Consider the following 18,008-nt stretch of genomic DNA (forward strand, 5'->3'; position numbering starts at 1 on the left):
CCATTTAATCATTTTTCGGATAAGAGTGCAAGCGTCTTTTTAACGGCACTACTGGTTTTGTTTCATTTGTTTTTGGAGTGCTTGCGATTGCTTTAATAGCTCTTTACCGATAGTGGTATCTTTCACCAATAGCCGCTGTAAGGGGCGATCGATGACTTGTTTGATGGAATGAATGTCTTGATTATTTAAAATGGCTGTTTCTTTACTAGAAAAAGATTTATGCGCGGTCAGTTGTAACCCGAACGAGTTGTACAACAATGTATAACCAGCAATTCCAGTAATTGTCTGATAAGATTTTGAAAAGCCGCCGTCAATTACGAGAAGCGTGCCATTTGCTTTGATTGGTGATTCGCCTTTTGTTCGTTTAACTGGTGTATGACCATTAATGATATGTCGATTTTCACCAGTCACTTCAAATTCATCTAGGATTCTTTCACAAACTTCAACTGTATCACGCAAAGAGTAATAAGGATTCTTTTCTTCGTAATGTGTTTCTTTTTCAGCGAGAAAATAACGCTCGAAGGTTTTCATAGCTCGTTTGCCAAATAATGAGGAACCTTCGCCACACCAAAGATACCATAAACAATCTGTCGCATAGTCATCTGTAATAGCAGGCTGAGCGTATGCTTCTTCTAACATTTTCTGAAAGAAGTCAACTAAAGCTTTTCCTGAATAGGAGTGGCCTTTAAATGTATAAGCTTGAAAAGTACCGTCCGCATTCAGAGGCAGACAGCCATGAATCAATAAATTTTGATTATACACAAGGTAAAGAGAAGCTTTTTCCATTAGAAAGCGCATGTGTTTTGTTAACCGCGGTGAAGACTGAAATTGCGTTAATAAATCATCAATTATCTGTTTTTCCTCACGTGTTAATTGGTAAGGCTGCTCTTCAGAAACGGTTTGGAAACAGCTGTTAATTAATGTATAACGACATTCGTCAAAAGTAATAGTTTCCCCTTGAATCTTATCTAAGCGTAGCCGATGTGCCAAGTTAAAATCAGGGCGTCGACCAATAATTTGGCCTTCTAGTTTTTCTTGAATAATGGCAATGGCTTGTTGCACACGCATCGCTACTTGTTTTTCATCTTCAGTTAACGCACGATAGGGATTTTTCTTGGGTGCAAAAGCAGGATTTTCTTTATACGTTTCTAAACTAAATTTTTTTAAGGCGGTTAAATCGATAGCATAACGTTCTTCTAACAAATCTAAATTTCCATAGCGAGCACAAATACGCACTACATTGGCTAAACAAGCCAGTGAACCACTATAAGCAGCCAGCCAAATCATATCGTGATTGCCTAGTTGAATATCCAAGGAGTGATAGGACATTAATCGGTCCATAATTTTATCTGGTGCTGGCCCCCGATCATAGATATCCCCAATAACATGTAGGTGATCAATAATCAGACGTTGGATTAGATAAGCTAATTCTGTCACGAAACGTTTGGCTTCACCTAGTAAAATAATTTTTTCAATAATTTGTTGATAGTAACCGTTTTTGGTTGTTGTTTCATCATATTGATAAATCAATTCTTCGAGAATATACCCATAGGTTTCAGGAAGGGCTTTGCGAACTTTAGAACGTGTGTACTTCATCGAAGAAGAACGGACGATTTCAACCAGACGGCGAATCGTTAATAGCCACCATTCATAAGAGAGGGCGCTTTCATTTTCTAAAAGTGTTAATTTTTCTTCTGGATAGTAGATAATAAAACAAAGCTCGTCCATCTGATGGGCATTTAATTCTTGTTTAAATAAAAATTGAACTTTTTCTCGGATTCGCCCAGAACCATTTCTTAAAATATGGTCAAAAGCTTCAAATTCACCATGTAAATCACTGACAAAATGTTCTGTTCCTTTCGGTAAATTCAAAATTGCTTCCAAATTAATAATTTCTTCAATTTGTTGATCGCGGTTCAGTGTAGCCAAGTCCTCTGCCTTCTTTCTTTTTCGTATATACCAATTTTGATTTAAAAGATTAAAGTCTTGATAATAAAGGTTTTTTATTTGTATGCCAATTATTGTAGGCTATTTGGCGAAAAAAAGCAACAGGAGAAAGTCAGAGAAAAATGTGGAAAATTATAGGAAGCTACTGGGTTTTATGCTATGATTTTTAATAAAACAAAATGAAGGGGCGGGAAAACATGTTATTTGGTACAGCAAAAATGAATCGGGAAAATCATTTAGAAATCGGTGGTTGTGACACCGTAAAGTTGGCGCAAAAATTCGGGACGCCGTTATTTGTCTATGATGTCGCTCATATTCGCGCACAAGCACGTGGTTTTAAACAAACGTTAAATCAATTAGGTATCAAAAATAAAGTGGTTTATGCAAGTAAAGCATTTAGTTGTTTAGCTATTTATCAAGTGTTAAAGGAAGAAGATATTGCTTGTGATGTTGTCTCTGGTGGAGAACTATTCACAGCTTTAAAAGGGGGCATGGAGCCAGCGGAAATTGAATTCCATGGAAATAACAAAACCCCTGAAGAATTACGTTACGCCTTGGATAACAAAATAGGTACAATTGTCATTGATAATTTTTACGAAATTGACTTGTTGGAAGAATTATTAGCTACACGAAACCAAACACAAAAAGTTCTTTTTCGGGTGAGTCCTGGTGTGGATGCAGAAACCCATGATTACATTTTGACAGGCCAAGAAGATTCAAAATTTGGTTTTGATGTTGCAAGTGGCCAGGCAACAGAAGCGCTCGTTCGCCTTTTATCAAATCCCTCTTTTGATGTGCAAGGGGTCCATTGCCATATTGGCTCGCAAATTTTTGCTGTGGAAGGCTTTTTAGCTGCTGTTGAAAAAATGTTCACTATTTTAGAAGACTGGCGGCAAGTCCATCAATTTACAGCACGTGTTTTAAATATGGGTGGTGGTTTTGGTGTGCAGTACACGCAGCAAGATAAGCCATTAGCACCAGCAACATTTGTTGAAAAAATTGTTTATTCCTTGAAAGGTCATTGTGAACAATTAGGGTATCCACTGCCTGAGCTTTGGATTGAACCAGGCCGCAGTTTAATTGCCGAAGCGGGCACAACGATATATACAGTTGGCGCGCAAAAAGAGGTTCCTGGTGTTCGTCATTTTGTTTCCGTAGATGGTGGCATGGGTGATAATATACGGCCTGCTTTGTATCAAGCGGTTTATGATGGATTTCTAGCGAATCGTGATGGGCATGATTCAGTCAAGAAAGTCACAGTGGTTGGTAAATATTGCGAATCAGGAGATGTCTTACTTCGAGATATTTTATTGCCAGAAGTTAAAGCAGGGGATTTATTGGCCATTAGTAGTACGGGGGCTTACGGTTATTCAATGGCAAGTAATTACAACCGAAATCCTCGACCAGCGGTGGTTTTTGTCGAAGATGGACAAGCAAAATTAGTTGCTCGCCGTGAGACATATGAAGATATGACAACGTTGGATTGTTGATAGATTAAAAGTAGCCGCCTCTTTTTGAGACGGCTGTTTTTTTTTCAAAAAATAACAAAATGTAAGGGTGATTTCTTTCAGAAATGAAAAATCCATAGTATATTAAATGAAGAAGGAAATACTTTAGAAGAGGGTGTGATTTGCAGATGAAATGGCTCCTCGGGTTACTGATCATTTTTGCAATAATTGGCGTTGTTTTTTCTTTTTACATTGCCAATTATTTTTTGAAAATTGCGTTGCTTAAAGACAACCCTTGGTATCATAAAAAAGGGCATCGGTTATTAAATCCTGATAATTTTCAAGAACGTGAAACAAGATATACAAAAATAGAAGAACAACAAAAACAAGAAGGCGAAGCTTTTTGGACAGAGCCTTTTGCTGAAGACCGTTGGTTGAAAATTAAAGATGAAACATTGTATGCACGGTGCTTTATTCCTTATCCAGATAACCATCGTTGGGCGATTTGTGTGCATGGTTATCGTTCAAACGGAAAACGCGATATGGCATATACTGCATTACGTTTTGCAGAAGAAGGCTACAATGTTTTAGTTCCCGATTTGCGTGCGCACGGGAAAAGTTCAGGGGATAAAATTGGGATGGGATGGCTGGATCGGTTAGATTTATTAAGTTGGCTTAGTGAAGTTCTTGCCATTGATATGGAAGCAGAAATTATTTTAGTGGGCGGTTCCATGGGAGCGGCTACTGTCATGATGGCAAGTGGTGAAAAGTTACCAACGAATGTCCGCGGATTAATAGTGGATTGTGGCTACACTTCTGTTTATGATGAATTTAAATACGTCCTACATGAATCTTTTCATTTACCCGCTTTTCCTATTTTAACAATTGCTAATCAATTAGCATTAAATAACTATGGCTTTCAATTGAAAACCGCTTCTTCCGTGAGACAATTACACAAAAATACGTTGCCGACATTTTTTATTCACGGTACAGGTGATCGCTTTGTTCCAATGACAATGTTTGAAGAAAATTTAGCGGCAACTCAGGGGATAAAAAAAGGTCTCATTGTTGCTAAAGCACCACATTTATCTTCAAGTGTCTACGAACCTGAAAATTATTACAGTAGTATTTTTGAATTTTTGGAAGAAAACTGTCCTGCAGTAAAAACAACATCCGACTAAAAAAGACATGGTTTTTCATGATTCCATGTCTTTTTTTTGTCTGACTCGTTTAGTTAAATTTAAAGTGCTTAAAAAGAAAAATAACGGCGCCAAACTACCAAGGCAAAGAAACCATTTCATTGAATAAGTTAACTCTTGCTGTAAAAGAGATTCTCGTATATAGCTGAAACCTTCGCCATGGACCCGCAAATAAATATAAATGTAAGCAAAAAGAATCACTAAAGGCAAAATACAGACTTCTAATATTTCCAAAAGATAAGGAAAGGTTTTATTTAATAATTTGAGGCGTGTCTTATTCAATAGATAAGCAAAAATGAAAATTGACCATAAAAAACCAAAAAAACTAATCAAATAAAAAATCAGATTCGCACTTCCTGCGTTCATAAAAGCTTTCGGGAAAAGTAGTCTGCCGATGAATGTATTTTTAATTGTAAAAGGAACATCAAAAATGGAAATATAAAGACAAAAAAGTACTAATGTTAACAAGGCATGCCAAATCTTTTTCTCCATTTCATTTAAAAAATATCTAATTACTTGGTACATTTCCATAAACTGTCGCTCCGTGTTTGAAATAATCGTAGTTTTGACTATACCATAGCTGTGCTCAATTTTCTTGAAAAAAATACACGCAACCAGCCTCGACTATACGAAACACACAGAGTGTCTAAAAAATAAGTTGCCGATCGCATTTTTTCGCATGCTAGTGTTGCACTTCTGTTTCGTTGGTGTTTTCTAATTGATGATTTGTTGATTAAAAAAGGGCAGGAGGGAGCGTTTTTCTAGTATAATAATATAAAAGAATATAGAGAAAATCGTAGGATGGGAGTTATTCAAAGTGGCGGAGATTACAGTTAAGACAATTTCAGCGAAAGATGATTTAAAGAAGTTGCTTTTGGGTCAAGAGTATGACCACCAGCAGCCGGTTAAAAATATTTTAAAAGCTAGAACATCGAATGTCCATATTGAAAAGTACGAGGTTGTGGAGGATGTTTTTTTAAAGTTAACTGGGAAGGCGACCGTGCACAAAGATATTATGAACTCATTTTGGACAACGTATAAAATTATGTTACAACTTGTTTATCCCGATTTCTTTAGACCAGCGGAAGTAATTGGGGAAAATCAAGAAAGCTATTTAGAAAAACCTTCTGAACAGAATTTGCTTGCAGTAAATAGCAAGTATCCGCCTCATGATTCCGGGGCATCGGCTGTGATTTCGGACCGATATTTAACTTATTTTGACCAAGCTTTTCCTGACTATTTACCAAATCCTGTACCCAAAAAATATACATGGAATGAATTCCTTCTCGACAATTTTACTAAATTTGATCGAGTCCATCAGGACCCACAATTAAAGCGTTTTGCCGAACTTACCCATTCAATTGGAAACATTACAGTAGTTCCACTAGGATTTAACAGTGGAAGAAGCTTATCGTTTAAAGATTATTGGGATTATTCTTTAGAACAACTTTCGATATTTTTAGCTTCGTTTCATTCATGGGAAAGCTACGTTCATACGTATGAGATGCAACCATTTTTAAATGAACAGTATCAACCAGTAGCGCTATGGAAAAATCATTTGAAAAAAGACTCGTTTATCTTACCTCAGAATCTAGAGGAGATAAATGAATATTTAGTTCAAGTAAATCAACGAATAGAAAAAAGAGGGCAGCGAATAGTGAATAGGTTGTAATGAAATAAGAATCGACTTTTCACTAAACGTTGAAAGTCTCGAATCTTGTGCTCTTTTATTGACTCAGGAACAGAGAACGATTAAACTACTAGATTAGTATCAAAAAATAATTGCGTATAGGGATAACCAGTCGCATGTTTAAATGACTTTTAGGTCTTATGTAAGTAACAAAAGTTATTAGTACGAAGCAATCATTTTAGAAAGGAGCTTTTATGCAATTCACATTATTAAATCAAGGAAATCAAGCCTATTGGGAAGCAACCTACATAGAAGCTTTTCCAGAAGAAGAGAGACTGCCGTTTGATCAATTATTGACGTCTTCTCAAGCAGGAAAATTTCATTTGTTTGTTATTCAAGAGGCGGATGAGAACGTGGGGATTTTGTTAAATAGTCAAATTGCACCTGAAGCAACCTATGTCTTTTTCTTTGCAATTGATCAGCACCACCGAAACCAACGATTAGGTTCAACCGTGTTAGCGTTATTGAAGACACGTTATCCTAAGGGGGTTCTTTTGGAGAGTGAAGAAATTGGCAAAAATGCAGCGAATGAAGCCCAAAGAGAAAAACGTTATCAGTTTTATGAAAGAAATGGCGTGCTGGATACAGGGTATCTGATTATGGATAGAGGACTCACTTTTCATATCATGTTTGCTGGAGCATCAGGCTTCAGTGGAACGCAGCTACAGTTTTTATTAGACTTCCATCCAGTAGCAAAAATTTGGAAAAAGCCAAGTATTGATGGCATCAGGTAATTTTTATCAAATAAGTAAATTAAACAAACAAAAAAACATATGAAAGAACGGACCAATCGGTTCTTTCATATGTTTTTTATCATTAGCCTCGAAATAACTAGCGAATACCCAAAGCAATTCGTGCGTAACGGCTCATTTTATCCGTTGTCCAAGCAGGGTACCAGACTAATTTTACTTCGATATTATTCACTTCAGGAATATCTTTTAAAACACCATGGATTTGTTCTGTTAAAACATCTGCTAACGGACAACCCATTGTGGTTAAGGTCATTTTGATGACAGTATCACCAGTTTCTTCTGCAAATTCAACTTCATAAATTAGTCCTAAATTAACAATATCGATGCCTAATTCAGGGTCAATCACTGTTTCTAATGCAGTTAAAATATCTTCTTTAATTGCTTCAACTTCTTCGGTTGAACGTTGTTGAGGTTGTTCACTCATTCGTCTTCTACTCCTTTGCAAGTTGCCTCTTTACTATCATACCTTTTTTAAGAATGTTTGTAAATGAGAAGTATCTCACATGTCATGTAATTTACTGATTTATTAAAAAAGCTCATAAAATTCGAAATTCATTTTATTTTAATCGAAATCTCATTATTTTGTTGACATTAGAAAACAATGAGTTTAGAATGGTCGATAACAATCTAAATTTAATTTTTGGATATTTTTAAAAAACTGAATTTTCAGTCAATTAGAAATATCAAAGGGAGGATTTTATGAAAATTAAGCAGGTACATGTTAGGGCATCGAAAATTAAACTGAAAGAAACATTTACGATCGCTTTGGGGACGATAGAATCAGCGGATAGTGCAATTGTGGAAATTGAAACAGAAGAGGGATTAGTTGGATATGGAGAAGGAGGGCCAGGCATTTTTATTACCGGTGAAACGTTGGCTGGCACGCTTGAAACGATCGAATTATTTGGCCAAGCAATCATTGGCTTAAACCCCTTTAATATTGAGAAAATTCATGAAGTGATGGATAAAATATCTGCTTTCGCTCCAGCGGCAAAAGCAGCAATCGATATTGCTTGTTATGATTTGATGGGTCAGAAAGCTCAACTGCCTCTTTATCAATTGTTAGGCGGCTATGATAACCAAGTAATAACGGATATTACACTAGGTATTGATGAACCAAATGTGATGGCACAAAAAGCCGTCGAAAAAGTCAAACTAGGTTTTGATACATTAAAAATTAAAGTCGGAACAGGAATTGAAGCTGATATCGCAAGAGTAAAAGCGATTCGTGAAGCAGTTGGCTTTGATATCAAGCTCCGCTTAGATGCGAATCAGGCTTGGACGCCCAAAGATGCAGTTAAAGCGATTCAAGAATTAGCAGATTATCAAATTGAATTAGTGGAACAGCCAGTTAAAAGACGCGATTTAGAAGGTCTAAAATACGTTACTTCACAAGTTAATACGACAATTATGGCTGATGAAAGCTGTTTTGATGCTCAAGATGCGTTGGAATTAGTTAAAAAAGGCACAGTCGATGTTATCAATATAAAATTAATGAAGTGTGGCGGCATTCATGAAGCGCTGAAAATTAATCAGATTTGTGAAACAGCAGGCATCGAATGCATGATTGGTTGTATGGCGGAAGAAACAACCATTGGTATCACGGCTGCTGCCCATTTAGCTGCTGCTCAAAAGAATATCACACGAGCAGATTTAGATGCGACATTCGGTTTAGAAACTGCGCCCGTAACTGGGGGCGTATCCTTAGAAGCAAAACCATTATTGGAATTAGGAGAATCAGCTGGATTAGGCATTTCTCATTAAAAAAGGAGTAAAGCAAATGAAGTATGATTTAAAGTATCTTAGTGTCCCTTTGCCTGAGGAAATTCAAAGGGTGAAAGAATTTGGCGATTTTGCAAGTGCGGATATTGCCATTGATTTTTGGTTGACAAAAGAACTTCCGCAGGCATTAAAAGAACGTTTGATAATTGAAAAAGATGTCATTAAAATGATGCGTATGAATGAGTATCCTCATAGCTTTGCAAAAGCTGATCAAATGATGAGAGACACTTTTCAGGATTATCAAACAGAGGAATTAATTCGTTTAAAAGAAACGGGATTAGTGGACTGGGTTTATATTGACGGTGAACCGTATTTCCAACTTCGATTTTTGGCCAATTTAATTAAAACAAATGCGGCATATGTTGCACGTTTGCGGGAAGCAGAAAGCAATCAATTAGAAATTCTCCGCAAAAAAGAACTAAAAGAGAACATCGAACAAATGCAAAAAAACGGTGGTAGAAAAGTGAAAACAACAATTAAAGCCACCATTCAGGTGAAAAAAGAATTTGAGCGTCCAGGTGAGCGTGTTCGTGTCCATTTGCCGCTGCCCAAAGCGTGTCAACAACAATCAGAAATTGAAATCCTAGCTACGTCACCTGAGGCAACCTATATTGCGGCAGAAGATGCGCCTCAACGAACACTGTGTTTTGAAACAATCTTAAAAGAAAATCAAACGTTTACAGTTGAATATTGTTATGTTAATCGGATGGTTTACCAACAGTTAGAAGAAAGTAACGTAGACAAAATGCAACCAAGCTTTGATTTAGAGGAACAGTTACCGCATATTCGATTCACGCCTTATTTAAGAAATTTAGCAGATGAGATTGTGGGCGATGAAAGTAATCCCTTAAAAAAGGCACGCTTGATTTATGACTTTGTGACGACAAAGATTCATTATTCTTTCATGCGTGAATATTTTACAATTACCAATATTTCAGAGTATGCTGCAACTAATTTAAAAGGTGACTGCGGCGTGCAAGCGATTTTGTTTATCACGCTTTGTCGGATTACAGGGATACCAGCCAAATGGCAATCGGGATTATATGTTTCTACACATTATACAGGCTGTCATGATTGGGCACAATTTTATATAGAACCGTACGGCTGGCTCTTTGCGGATTTATCTTTTGGCGGAGGTGCTTACCGAGACGGGGATAGACAGCGGTGGAATCATTATTTCGGCAATTTAGATGTTTTTAGAATGGTCGCAAATAGTGAGATCCAGGCAGACTTTCACCCGGCAAAAATGCAATTACGTGCAGACCCAATTGACAACCAGCGGGGAGAATTTGAGTACGAAAATGAGGGCTTGCCCTACGCATGCTTGATAGTTTCGCAAGAACGGCTTTCCATGGAAGAGTTGCCGTTTGATTGACACATAGGGGGAATAGTATGAAAAAGTTAAAAATGATGGGGATTATGTTATTTGTTAGTACGGTCTTGGTAGGTTGTGGCACAACAGCAGAAACAAAAATAGACGAGAAAGCAACTGAGAAAACCAGTGTCTCGAAAAAAGTTTTAAATTTAATGGAGAACTCGGAAATCGGTTCAATGGATTCTATTTTTACACAAGATGAAGCCAGTATTAACGCACAGTCCAATGTCTTTGAAGGGTTATATCAATTGGATGAAAAAGATCAACTAATACCAGCTGCCGCTAAAGAGATGCCTGAAATTTCTGAGGATGGCAAACGATATACCATTAAACTAAGAGAAGATGGTAAGTGGTCCAATGGTGATGCTGTAACAGCCAATGATTTCGTTTTTGCTTGGCGTAAATTAGCGAATCCCAAAAACCAAGCCAATTACTTTTTCTTGTTAGAAGGAACGATTCTGAACGGAACAGCTATTACAAAAGAGGAAAAAGCACCAGAGGAATTGGGTGTCAAAGCGCTTGATGATTATACTTTGGAGGTTACTTTGGAAAAGCCTGTACCATATTTTACGTCCTTATTGGCATTTTCTCCATTTTTCCCACAAAACGAAGCATTCGTGAAAGAAAAAGGACAAGCCTATGGCACTTCTAGTGAAATGATTGTATCTAATGGTCCGTTTTTAATGAAAAATTGGGATCAGTCAGCGATGTCGTGGGATTTTGTGCGTAATCCCGACTATTACGATAAAGAAAAAGTAAAATCAGAAACGATTCATTTTGAAGTTCTTAAAGAAACCAATACCGTTTATAATTTGTACGAATCAGGTGAATTAGATGTGGCTGTCTTAACAGGAGATTTTGCTAAACAAAATCGAGACAACCCAGACTATGAAGCAATCGAACGGTCAAAAGTATATTCCTTACGTTTAAACCAAAAAAGAAACGAAAAACCATCCATTTTTGCAAATGAGAATGTCCGCAAAGCTTTAGCTTATGCTTTGGATAAAAAAAGTTTAGTCGATAATATTTTAGCAGATGGCTCAAAAGAAATTTATGGGTACATTCCAGAAAAATTTGTATATAACCCAGAAACGAATGAAGATTTTCGTCAAGAAGCAGGCGCCCTTGTCAAAACAGACGCCAAAAAAGCCAAAGAGTATTTAGATAAAGCAAAAGCAGAGCTAAACGGAGATGTAGCCATTGAACTTCTTTCAAGAGATGGTGATAGTGACCGAAAAGTTGCTGAATTTATCCAAGGCCAGTTACAAGAAACGTTGCCTGGTCTCACTATTAATGTCAAAACAGTTCCTTTAAATAATGCGATTGAATTAATGAGAAAAGGGGATTATGAATTGTCTGTTGGCATGTGGGGACCCGATTATCAGGATCCAATGACTTTTTTAGAAAGCTCAGTTAGTGGTAACCGTATGAACTATTCTAGCCCAACGTTTGATCAACTAATTGAAGAAGCAACAACTAAATACGCAAATGATCCTGAAACTCGTTGGCAAACATTAATTAAAGCTGAAAAAGTATTGGTGGAAGAAGATGCCGCTTTAATTCCTTTATACCAAGAGGCCCGTAGTCAGCTTGTACGACCAGGTGTCAAAGGCATTCAGTATCATAACTTCGGTGCAACGAGCACATATAAGTATGCCTATAAAGAATAAATTAGTGAAAAAAAGTACCTTTAGCTGAAGGTACTTTTTTTCCGATAAGAGCTTCTTTTTTGTTAATAGTCAACAATTAATAAAAAAATAATTGAAAAAGGTTGACAAAAATAATGATACTCGTTAGAATAAGCACTGTTAACAAATGAATAGCGTTTTCATGTGACTGGATAATACTAGGCATGGAAGAATTTCGTAATACAATGTGGTGTACAATGGTTACGCAACATGTTTAACGGGATTGTTCTATGCTTTTTTTGTTGTTTTCACTGAAAATGTTAGAATTACTTCTGCAGAAGAGGGTCATTTATGAAAATTAAAAAGGTGCTAAATCAAAATGCTGTACTTGTTCTTGACGAAGGACAGGAGAAAGTAGCTGTCGGTAAAGGCGTCGGGTTTAATAAGACTAAAAATGATGTCTTATCTCGACAATTGGTGGAGCGGATGTTTGTGATGGAGCCAGAAGGACTGAAAAAACTTCAAGTATTGCTATCACAAATTGAAGACAAATACTTTTTAGCGAGTGAAGAAATTATCCAACATGCTGAAACGGTATTGGGTGAAAAGTTGAATGAACATATTAATATTGGGTTGAGTGATCACATTGCTTTTGCAGCTGAAAATATTCAAAATAATATTATTGTTCGGAACAAGCTTTTAAGTGAAATTGAGATTTTATATAGTGAAGAATTTGCTATTGCTCAATGGGCTGTAGAATATTTAACACAAACCTTAGAGATTCCATTTAGTTATGATGAAGCGGGGTATATTGCAATTCATATCCATAGTGCTCGCAGCGGGCGTACTGATAATAGTAAAAGTATCCGTGAAGTTACAATCGTTTCTGAAATTATTCATTTAATCGAGCAGGAATTGGCTATTGATATTCATGATGATAAAAATAGTCTCAGTTATTCACGTTTGGTGAATCATTTACGTTTGTTTATTCATCGCTTCCAACAAAATCAATATGCTGTTTTAGATGAAGAAATTTTGGAAGTCGTAAAGAAAAAGTATGCTGAAAGCTATGAAATCTCAAAAAAAGTACAAGTCTTATTAATGAGAAATTTTCATTATCAAGTACCAAATGAAGAACTTGGTTATTTATCGATTCACATTGAACGATTAAGAATGACCAAATAATAAAAATTAAATAGTTTATGTGAGGAGTTACGTATAATGAAAGCGTATATGCAAAGAATGGGACGTTCGTTAATGTTACCAGTTGCTGTATTACCGGCGGCTTCTTTATTAGTCGGTATTGCCAACTGGATCGTGGGAACAATCGGCGCTAGTCCAGCCACAACTTTTCTAATGAATGGTGGTTTGGCTATCTTAAACAACTTAGCATTATTATTTGCGGTTGGTTTAGCGTTAGGAATGTCAAAAGATAAAGATGGATCGGCAGCATTAGCTGGTTTAGTCGCTTATTTAGTGCCAAAAACTGTTTTAGCGCCTGCTTCTATCCAAGCCATTAAAGGCTTCAAGGATATTGCTGAAGTAAACCCAGCCTTCAACAGCATGGACAACAATGTCTTTGTCGGGATTGTCGCTGGTTTAGTTGCTGCGGCAATGTATAATCGTTTCTCTGGTGTGAAATTGCCAATGGCTTTATCATTCTTTAGTGGAAAACGTTTAGTTCCTATTATGTCAGCTATTTCGATGTTAGCAATCTCAGCTGTCTTATTCTTCTTCTGGCCAGTTGTTTATAACGGATTAGTTGCTTTTGGTAAAGGAATCTCTAGCTTAGGTTTCGTAGGAGCTGGCTTGTATGGTTTCTTTAACCGACTATTAATTCCAACAGGCTTACACCATGCTTTGAATTCTGTTTTCTGGTTTGATGTTGCTGGTATCAATGATATTGGGAACTTTTTAGCTGGTCAACAAGCGTTAGATACTGGTAAAGCAATTGTAGGACAAACAGGGATGTACCAAGCTGGTTTCTTCCCAGTAATGATGTTTGGTTTACCAGCAGGCGCGTTTGCTATTTATCAATGTGCGCGTCCTGAGAAGAAAAAAGTTACAGCTTCATTAATGTTAGCTGCTGGTTTTGCGGCTTTCTTTACAGGCGTTACTGAACCTTTAGAATTCTCATTTATGTTCGTTGCTTGGCCTTTATATGTTTTACATGCAGTCTTTACAGGTATTTCTTTAGCATTCGCTGCGTTTATGCATTGGACAGCTGGCTTTGCCTTTAGTGCAGGTTTTGTAGACTTCTTCTTAAGTTTGAAAAACCCAGTCGCGAATCATCCAATGATGTTGGTGGTTCAAGGACTTGTCTTTGCAGCAATTTACTACTTCGGTTTCCGTTTTGCAATCACTAAGTTTAACTTAATGACACCAGGACGTGAAGAAGGCGATGGCGAAGAAACGCCAGATGTTGCAGAAGGTGACAACAAATTTGCTTCTCTAGCTCGTCGTATTTATGATGGTTTAGGCGCTGATGCTAATGTAACTTCTATTGATAACTGTACAACTCGTTTACGCTTAACAGTGAAAGATACAGGCAAAGTGGATCAAGCAAAAATTAAAGCAACTGGGGTTCCTGGTGTGAAAGTCATTGATGACACCAATATCCAAGTGATCGTTGGTACGGAAGTACAATTTGTTGCTGACGAAATGCAACGATTATATAACCACCAAGCGCCAGCAACACCAGTCAAAGAAACACCTGTTTCTAAACCAGTTGTTGAAGAAAAAGCACCAGTTTCAACAAAAGAAACTGAATTATATTCTGTAGCGAATGGGAAAGTTATTCCTATTTCTGAAGTACCAGATGATGTTTTCTCAGCAAAAATGATGGGTGACGGTTTTGCTGTCGTTCCAACAGACGGCGAAGTTTCAACACCCGTTGCTGGTAAAATTACTAGCATTTTCCCAACAAAACATGCGTTAGGTATCCAAACAGATTCAGGCATTGAAGTATTATTACACATGGGTCTAGATACTGTTGAGTTACAAGGTGGACCATTTACATTACATGTTGAAGAAGGCCAAGTTGTAAAACAAGGCGATAAAATTGCAACTATTGATTTAGCCGCATTAGAACAAGCTGGCAAAAAATCAGATTTAATTGTTGTTTTCACAAATCAAGATATCGTTGCTCAATACGATTTACAAAAAGCAGGTCAAAAGACTTCAATAAATGATGTAATCGGAAATGTTACCGTAAAATAAAAGTAAAAAAGGGCTAGCCGTAAGGCAGCCCTTTTTTTATATTCTTTGAAAGTATTAGTGTCTGTAGAGACAGTAATTCAAAATAGCTTGCTCTACAGATTTTTATTTATAAATAGCCTTAGAAAGTTTCGCATAATTGAACACTTTAACCACTCACAAAAATGGCCAATGTAACGGACAAAAAACAAGGAAGCGTTTTCTTTTATATGGATTATAATAAATATATCAAGGAGGGGTTGCTATGAGTTCGAAAAAAGAACGTGGACAAAAATTGTTGTTACTTCTCTCAAAAAAACAAGATTATATGACTGCAGAAGAATTGGCAAACTGCCTAAGTACTTCTCCTAAGACAGTTTATCGTTTGATAAAAAAAATTAACGATGAATTTTCAGAAGGTTCACTCATATTATCTGAGAAAGGACGAGGATACAAGCTAGACTATGAACGATTTATGGAACAGAATCGACATTTAGTCGAAAAAGAAAGTGATTTTTCGCCAAGGGAAAGACGCAATCGAATTCTGGAGGAATTGTTGTTGGCTTCTCCACAAGCTAAAAATGTTTATGAATTATTTGCAAGATATTATGTTGGCGATTCTGTGATATTTAGCGATGAACAACAATTAGCCGAAGATTTAAAGAAATATGATTTAACACTCAAACGTAAAAATCGAACGTTGGCAATTATCGGGGAGGAAAGAGCTATCAGGAAAGCCATTTCCGATAGAATACAACTGTTGAACATTATCGATATTGAGGATCTTCGAAACAACAAAGCATTAAATTTTAATAATTATGATGTCCTTTTTACGTTAGATCAAGTCAGGAACATTGAAAAGAAACTGGATATTACTATTCCACATCCATATAACGTAAACATCTTTTCGCATCTTTATATCTTAATTAGTCGTTCACGAAAAGTAGCTATTTCTGAAAAATACCAATTATCTAACGAAGAAGAACAAGAATTAACAAAGGACTTAGTACTCAAAAAGGTCGCGCAAACAACGATTCAACAGATTGAAACTTATTTAAATAAGAGACTGCCTAACGTTGAAATTTATTACTTATATCAATATTTGGTTTCTTCTAGGATGCAAGGTTCATTTAGTAAAGTAACTAATTTTTCTTTCAAAGTAATGCAAATTACTCAATTTTATTTAGAGGAAATGAGTGCACAACTAAAAATTTTAACTGATAATGATCAGCTACTTCTTGAATTGGCTAGTCATATAAAACCAATGATAAATCGTCTTGAAAACGGCATACATGTTAAGAATAGTTTATTGGATCAAATAAAAATGACGTATGAAACAATTTTCAGAAAAATTGTGCAAGTTTCTAAGCAAGTAAGTAAAAACTATCAACTGCCGGCTATAAACGAAGATGAGAATGGGTTTATTACATTGTATTTTGCGCGAATGATTGAAACCAATCAGTTACCTATTCGTACTTTGATTATGTGTACCACTGGAATTGGAACTTCAGAACTATTGAGAGTAAAAGTTGAAAAGAAATTCCCTGAATTACAAATTGTTGAAATTATTGCCACACGAAATATAAAGAAATCATTAAAAGATTATTCTGATATTGAATTGATTCTTACAACGATTCATTTACAGGAAAAGGTCCCCATTAAATCATTGTTGGTAAGTGCCATGTTTACAATGGATGATCAGTATCGATTACAAAGAAAAGTTGAGGAAATCTATCATGAACGTTAATCCTTTATACCAAGTTTTCCTAAATCAAGAACTTCTTTCAAAACAGCAAGTATATCAATTCATTGCAGAAACAGCAGCACCTTTGTTAACGCTCGAAGAAAAAAAGCAGATTGAGGAATCTTTGGTAAATCGTGAGAAGATGGGAAGTAATCAGATTGCAGAGCAAATTGTCTTGCCACATTTAGAGAATGCACTCTTGAAAAAAAGTGAAATATATCTGATTGGCTTAAAAACAGAAATCCAAGAATGGACGGCAGACATTAAGCAAGTGAAATTAATTATTGTCATCTTACTAAAAGAAAATGAACAGTTAAAAGTAAAAAAAGAAATCAGTCGATTTACTAGAAAATTAGCAAATGAAGACTTCTTAGAAAAGTTGTTGCGTTTAAAAACAGAAACAGATTTTTATAAAATTATAGAAAAATTTGAGGAGGAAAAACAATGAAGATAGTCGGCGTAGCAGCCTGCACAGTAGGAATTGCTCACACATATATCGCACAAGAAAAATTGGAGAACGCTGCAAAAAAAGCAGGAGTTGAGATTCATGTAGAAACACAAGGGACCATTGGGATTGAAAACAAACTAACGGATGAACAAATTAAGGAAGCGGACATTGTTATATTAGCCATTGATGTAAAAATTTCTGGAAGAGAGCGTTTTGATGGGAAACGAATCATTCAAGTACCTACAGAAGTTGCTGTAAAATCACCCACTAAACTAATTGAAAAAGCAGAAGAAGTTATGACACAAGAAAAGTAATCTTCTAGGAGGAATTGTAATGGAAGTAAAGGATATCATTGACTTAAAAACCGTTAAAACGAATATGAATGTAAATACAAAAGAGGAAGCGTTAAAAGAATTAGCCAATCTTTTGCTTGAAAATGGCAATATTTCAGATGAAAAAGGCTTTATAAAAGATATCTATGCTAGAGAGGCGGAAGGCCAAACAGGCATCGGAAACTATATAGCCATTCCACATGGCAAAAGTGCGTATGTAAAAAAAATAGGCGTGGCCATTGGTATTAATGGTACAGAAATTCCTTGGGAATCTTTAGATGATAATGGCGTAAAAGGAATCATTCTTTTTGCTGTGGGTAATGATCATAAAGAAACAACTAGCCATCTTAAACTATTATCATTGTTTGCCAGAAAACTCGGAAATGATGAAGTAGTGAGAGAATTCCTTCAATCAAAATCGCCAGAGGATGTAGTAAAGGCATTCTCTTAATGAAATTACTAAGACAG

16 protein-coding genes are annotated in these 18,008 nt (G+C 36.2%); 13 read left to right on the plus strand and 3 right to left on the minus strand.

The genetic code is table 11. The features are described from left to right. Positions 1 to 48: 48 nt before the first annotated feature. Positions 49 to 1,929 carry a fructose-bisphosphatase class III gene (locus IGK03_RS06420; RefSeq protein ID WP_033624956.1) on the minus strand — a complete coding sequence of 627 codons (1,881 nt, stop codon included), beginning with the start codon at positions 1,927 to 1,929 and terminating at the stop codon, positions 49 to 51. 197 nt (positions 1,930 to 2,126) lie between these two features. Between IGK03_RS06420 and lysA the strand changes: the two genes are divergently transcribed. Together lysA and IGK03_RS06430 are read left to right on the plus strand one after the other, a co-directional pair. Further along, entirely contained in the window at positions 2,127 to 3,437 is a 1,311-nt protein-coding gene (gene lysA / locus IGK03_RS06425; RefSeq protein ID WP_430602577.1) for a diaminopimelate decarboxylase, read from the plus strand. 146 nt (positions 3,438 to 3,583) lie between these two features. Further along, positions 3,584 to 4,576 carry an alpha/beta hydrolase gene (locus IGK03_RS06430; RefSeq protein ID WP_025192043.1) on the plus strand — a complete coding sequence of 331 codons (993 nt, stop codon included), beginning with the start codon at positions 3,584 to 3,586 and terminating at the stop codon, positions 4,574 to 4,576. 15 nt (positions 4,577 to 4,591) lie between these two features. On the opposite strand, the gene IGK03_RS06435 is transcribed toward IGK03_RS06430, so the two are convergent. Further along, positions 4,592 to 5,125, minus strand: a complete 534-nt coding sequence (locus IGK03_RS06435) for a hypothetical protein (RefSeq protein ID WP_002360384.1) — start codon at positions 5,123 to 5,125, stop codon at positions 4,592 to 4,594. A 286-nt stretch (positions 5,126 to 5,411) separates the two neighbouring features. Between IGK03_RS06435 and IGK03_RS06440 the strand changes: the two genes are divergently transcribed. Continuing rightward, positions 5,412 to 6,266 carry a hypothetical protein gene (locus tag IGK03_RS06440; RefSeq protein ID WP_010713420.1) on the plus strand — a complete coding sequence of 285 codons (855 nt, stop codon included), beginning with the start codon at positions 5,412 to 5,414 and terminating at the stop codon, positions 6,264 to 6,266. Positions 6,267 to 6,478: 212 nt separating this feature from the next. Beyond that, entirely contained in the window at positions 6,479 to 7,018 is a 540-nt protein-coding gene (locus IGK03_RS06445; RefSeq protein ID WP_010713419.1) for a GNAT family N-acetyltransferase, read from the plus strand. Between the two features lie 97 nt (positions 7,019 to 7,115). Here IGK03_RS06445 and IGK03_RS06450 read toward each other — a convergent pair whose 3' ends face one another. Beyond that, complete coding sequence (locus IGK03_RS06450; protein WP_002357660.1) at positions 7,116 to 7,460, minus strand: metal-sulfur cluster assembly factor; 345 nt, start codon at positions 7,458 to 7,460, stop codon at positions 7,116 to 7,118. A 275-nt stretch (positions 7,461 to 7,735) separates the two neighbouring features. On the opposite strand from IGK03_RS06450, the gene IGK03_RS06455 reads away from it, so the two are divergent. The 9 genes from IGK03_RS06455 to IGK03_RS06495 all read left to right on the plus strand — a co-directional run bounded on the left by IGK03_RS06455 (position 7,736) and on the right by IGK03_RS06495 (position 17,991). After that, positions 7,736 to 8,800, plus strand: a complete 1,065-nt coding sequence (locus tag IGK03_RS06455) for a dipeptide epimerase (protein WP_202520357.1) — start codon at positions 7,736 to 7,738, stop codon at positions 8,798 to 8,800. Positions 8,801 to 8,816: 16 nt separating this feature from the next. Beyond that, entirely contained in the window at positions 8,817 to 10,193 is a 1,377-nt protein-coding gene (locus IGK03_RS06460; RefSeq protein WP_137685764.1) for a transglutaminase-like domain-containing protein, read from the plus strand. Between the two features lie 17 nt (positions 10,194 to 10,210). Then, positions 10,211 to 11,863, plus strand: a complete 1,653-nt coding sequence (locus IGK03_RS06465) for a peptide ABC transporter substrate-binding protein (protein ID WP_002363926.1) — start codon at positions 10,211 to 10,213, stop codon at positions 11,861 to 11,863. Between the two features lie 309 nt (positions 11,864 to 12,172). After that, complete coding sequence (locus IGK03_RS06470) at positions 12,173 to 13,006, plus strand: PRD domain-containing protein (protein ID WP_002357655.1); 834 nt, start codon at positions 12,173 to 12,175, stop codon at positions 13,004 to 13,006. A gap of 36 nt (positions 13,007 to 13,042) precedes the next feature. Continuing rightward, on the plus strand, positions 13,043 to 15,040 hold the full coding sequence (gene nagE, locus IGK03_RS06475; RefSeq protein ID WP_049095471.1) for an N-acetylglucosamine-specific PTS transporter subunit IIBC: 1,998 nt from the start codon (positions 13,043 to 13,045) through the stop codon (positions 15,038 to 15,040). Positions 15,041 to 15,281: 241 nt separating this feature from the next. Beyond that, positions 15,282 to 16,763 (plus strand): BglG family transcription antiterminator, encoded by a 1,482-nt coding sequence (locus IGK03_RS06480; RefSeq protein ID WP_049095473.1) that lies wholly within the window; start codon positions 15,282 to 15,284, stop codon positions 16,761 to 16,763. Next, the gene (locus IGK03_RS06485; protein WP_049095474.1) at positions 16,753 to 17,208 is read left to right on the plus strand and encodes a PTS sugar transporter subunit IIA; all 456 of its coding nucleotides are present in this window, start codon (positions 16,753 to 16,755) and stop codon (positions 17,206 to 17,208) included. The genes IGK03_RS06480 and IGK03_RS06485 overlap by 11 nt, the downstream gene beginning before the upstream one ends. Then, positions 17,205 to 17,522 (plus strand): PTS fructose transporter subunit IIB, encoded by a 318-nt coding sequence (locus IGK03_RS06490; RefSeq protein WP_002357651.1) that lies wholly within the window; start codon positions 17,205 to 17,207, stop codon positions 17,520 to 17,522. Before IGK03_RS06485 ends, IGK03_RS06490 begins: the two co-directional genes overlap by 4 nt. Before the next feature lie 19 nt (positions 17,523 to 17,541). Further along, positions 17,542 to 17,991 (plus strand): PTS sugar transporter subunit IIA, encoded by a 450-nt coding sequence (locus tag IGK03_RS06495; protein ID WP_049095475.1) that lies wholly within the window; start codon positions 17,542 to 17,544, stop codon positions 17,989 to 17,991. The last annotated feature ends 17 nt before the right edge of the window (positions 17,992 to 18,008 follow it).

Origin of the sequence: Enterococcus sp. DIV2453a (genome assembly GCF_050533535.1) — a bacterium.
GTDB classification, from domain to species: Bacteria; Bacillota; Bacilli; order Lactobacillales; family Enterococcaceae; genus Enterococcus; species Enterococcus faecalis.

Coding starts and splice junctions, on each gene's coding strand:
- lysA (WP_430602577.1), top strand. CDS start 2,127: ATGAAGGGGCGGGAAAACATGTTATTTGGTACAGCAAAAATGAATCGG.
- IGK03_RS06485 (WP_049095474.1), top strand. CDS start 16,753: ATGAACGTTAATCCTTTATACCAAGTTTTCCTAAATCAAGAACTTCTT.
- nagE (WP_049095471.1), top strand. CDS start 13,043: ATGAAAGCGTATATGCAAAGAATGGGACGTTCGTTAATGTTACCAGTT.
- IGK03_RS06450 (WP_002357660.1), bottom strand. CDS start 7,460: ATGAGTGAACAACCTCAACAACGTTCAACCGAAGAAGTTGAAGCAATT.
- IGK03_RS06480 (WP_049095473.1), top strand. CDS start 15,282: ATGAGTTCGAAAAAAGAACGTGGACAAAAATTGTTGTTACTTCTCTCA.
- IGK03_RS06435 (WP_002360384.1), bottom strand. CDS start 5,125: ATGGAAATGTACCAAGTAATTAGATATTTTTTAAATGAAATGGAGAAA.
- IGK03_RS06430 (WP_025192043.1), top strand. CDS start 3,584: ATGAAATGGCTCCTCGGGTTACTGATCATTTTTGCAATAATTGGCGTT.
- IGK03_RS06445 (WP_010713419.1), top strand. CDS start 6,479: ATGCAATTCACATTATTAAATCAAGGAAATCAAGCCTATTGGGAAGCA.
- IGK03_RS06460 (WP_137685764.1), top strand. CDS start 8,817: ATGAAGTATGATTTAAAGTATCTTAGTGTCCCTTTGCCTGAGGAAATT.
- IGK03_RS06465 (WP_002363926.1), top strand. CDS start 10,211: ATGAAAAAGTTAAAAATGATGGGGATTATGTTATTTGTTAGTACGGTC.
- IGK03_RS06470 (WP_002357655.1), top strand. CDS start 12,173: ATGAAAATTAAAAAGGTGCTAAATCAAAATGCTGTACTTGTTCTTGAC.
- IGK03_RS06455 (WP_202520357.1), top strand. CDS start 7,736: ATGAAAATTAAGCAGGTACATGTTAGGGCATCGAAAATTAAACTGAAA.
- IGK03_RS06495 (WP_049095475.1), top strand. CDS start 17,542: ATGGAAGTAAAGGATATCATTGACTTAAAAACCGTTAAAACGAATATG.
- IGK03_RS06490 (WP_002357651.1), top strand. CDS start 17,205: ATGAAGATAGTCGGCGTAGCAGCCTGCACAGTAGGAATTGCTCACACA.